The 2,115-nt window shown below is 65.5% G+C and carries 3 protein-coding genes and 1 pseudogene; all 4 read right to left on the bottom strand.

Translation table 11 applies throughout. The annotated features are described in order from the left end of the window. Positions 1 to 203, bottom strand: a 203-nt coding sequence (locus tag BJF77_RS20970; RefSeq protein ID WP_222844953.1) for a hypothetical protein, incomplete at its 3' end; no start/stop codon positions are given. Between the two features lie 102 nt (positions 204 to 305). Beyond that, positions 306 to 1,289: a hypothetical protein gene (locus BJF77_RS19875; RefSeq protein WP_158041162.1), complete on the bottom strand. Its 984-nt coding sequence runs from the start codon at positions 1,287 to 1,289 to the stop codon at positions 306 to 308. A gap of 67 nt (positions 1,290 to 1,356) precedes the next feature. Beyond that, a pseudogene (locus BJF77_RS22460) lies at positions 1,357 to 1,755 on the bottom strand (DNA polymerase V subunit UmuC); the annotation flags it as partial. A 36-nt stretch (positions 1,756 to 1,791) separates the two neighbouring features. Continuing rightward, positions 1,792 to 2,115, bottom strand: a 324-nt coding sequence (locus BJF77_RS02380) for a LexA family transcriptional regulator (protein WP_075871175.1), incomplete at its 5' end; no start/stop codon positions are given.

The following is a 2,115-nucleotide window of genomic DNA, read 5'->3' as shown; positions in this document are numbered from 1 at the left end:
GGGCTCCGTCCAATGTCTATCGCAATTAAGCTGTATATATTCAATGCAATCAGTATGCAGTCTTTGATGTGTCCAACATGCTTTTCCCACTTGGCGGGCCGAGGTGGCCTTGCACTGCGGACCGTGCTCTCACTGTCGAACGCACCCGCACCGCGATCGCCCCACGCTTTTGTTCCATGCCGGAACCACAGGAGGGGCAGCATGGTCAATTTTGAAGATTGAATATGAGCACTTGATTGAATATACGTTATATAGGAACGTCCTTGGCTTTCCATCCGGGGTCCGGGGATGAAGTGAGGCAACGTCTAGTACGCTCCGCCTTCGGTGCTGCCTGGGCCTACGCGGAAGTGCCTCGAGGTTCCTCTGGCCAAGCGTTTCGGAGGCCCGCCAGGGCCGAGGAAATGTGCGGCAGCCATCGTCCGCCAACCCTGCCCCAAGGAGGGCTGTCGCCTTGAGCGGCTGGGGGAGTAGGTCAGTTCTAGTGCGGACCAGCAAAGAAGCGGATGTTCAGGAGACGGTGCGGAGTTCGTTCCAGTCGGTGGTGTACCTGGCGGGAGAGGTCTGCTTGGTGGTTGGCCCAGGGGGCCGGGGGAGTGGGTGCCGAGTCGGCCCAGGGCGAGGGTGCCGGTGCCGAAGCGGCGGTTGACCGCATCGATGAGCTCCCCGATGGGGACGGGCTGCTCGAGCACCCCGGGCAGCACGGGCACCGCTCCCTCGGGGGTGAGGTCCGTGCAGAGGAAGCCGGCGCGCATGTAGGACATCCTGTGCACCAGTTTGGGCACCAGTGCCGCCCGGGCGGCGGCCATCAGGAGAGTGGGCTCGTTGGTGGGCACCCCCAGCCGCACGTGCGCCGAGACGTTGTGCGTGGGCCCGGCCCGGTGCGGGGAGGTGGTGGCGAAGACGGTGATCCGCCCGGTGACCTCGCCTTCCTTCCGGAGCCGGTGGGAGGCGCGTTGGGCGAACTCGGCCACGGCTTGGCCCACGATCTCCGGATCCCAGATTGGATCCGGGAACGATCGGGAGACCAGTATCTGCTGCTCGGTGGCGACCTCATCCTCGAGCGGGATGGCGGGGAACCCGTTGAGCTCGAGCACGGTGCGCATCTGCACCACGGAGAACTTGTGCCGGGTGGCCACCGGGTCGGCATCGCGCAGGTCGGCGACGGTCTCGATCCCCATCGCCTCCAGGCGCTTGGCCAGCCGCCCGGCGATGCCCCAGACCTCGGTGACGGGCAGGGCCGCCAGGAGCCGCTCCCAGTACCCGTCCGGGGCCTGGTCCCAGTGGACCACCCCGTGCGTGGCGGGCAGCTCTTTCGCGGTCTCGGTGGCGATCTTCGCCCGCGGTAGAGGTGGCGATGCCGATGCTCACGGGCAGCCCGACATTGCGGGCCACGGTGGCTTTCAGCCGCCGGGCCCACCGCACCTGCTCGGCCGGAGTGCCTTCGGGTGGGAGCAGGAAGCATTCGTCGATGGAGTACACCTCCTGACCCATCGCGTGGCGGGCCAGCAGCAGCATCACCCGCTCCGACAGGTCGGCGTAGAGCTGGTAGTTGGAGGACCGCTTTTCCAGCCCCCAGCGTTGGGCGTCGGCGCGCAGCTGGAACCAGGGGTCGCCCATCTTGATCCCCAGGGCCTTGGCCTCCGCACTGCGGGCGATGACGCACCCGTCGTTGTTGGAGAGCACCACCAGCGGCTTGCCGGCCAGGGAGGGCTCGAAGAGGGCCTCGCAGGAGGCGTAGAAATTGTTGACGTCCACCAGGGCGATCACTGGTTGCCACCTTGTTTGGCCTGGCTAGTGCAGTTTCCGGGAGTGGACGTGGTGGATCGAGTAGGTCACCACGCCCCACACCTGGAGCTGGGTCATCGAGGGAATCGTGATGTCGGGATAGGCGGGGTTCTCCGCGTGGAGGACCACGGAGTGGTCGTGGACGTGCAGGCGTTTGACGGTGAATTCGTCGTCGTAGACGGCGATCACCACGTCACCGTGTTGGGGGGTGATGGATCGGTCCACGAGGATTTCGTCGCCGTGGTAGATCCCGGCTCCTTCCATGGAGTCTCCGGTGACCCGGAATGCGTAGGTGGAGGTGACGTCTCTGATCAGGACCTCGTTGAGGTC

This window comes from Kocuria sp. CNJ-770 (assembly GCF_001942375.1).
Lineage (GTDB): Bacteria > Actinomycetota > Actinomycetes > Actinomycetales > Micrococcaceae > Kocuria > Kocuria oceani.
The sequence above is the reverse complement of the archived record's forward strand: the minus strand, read 5'-3'. Positions and strand labels throughout refer to the sequence as shown.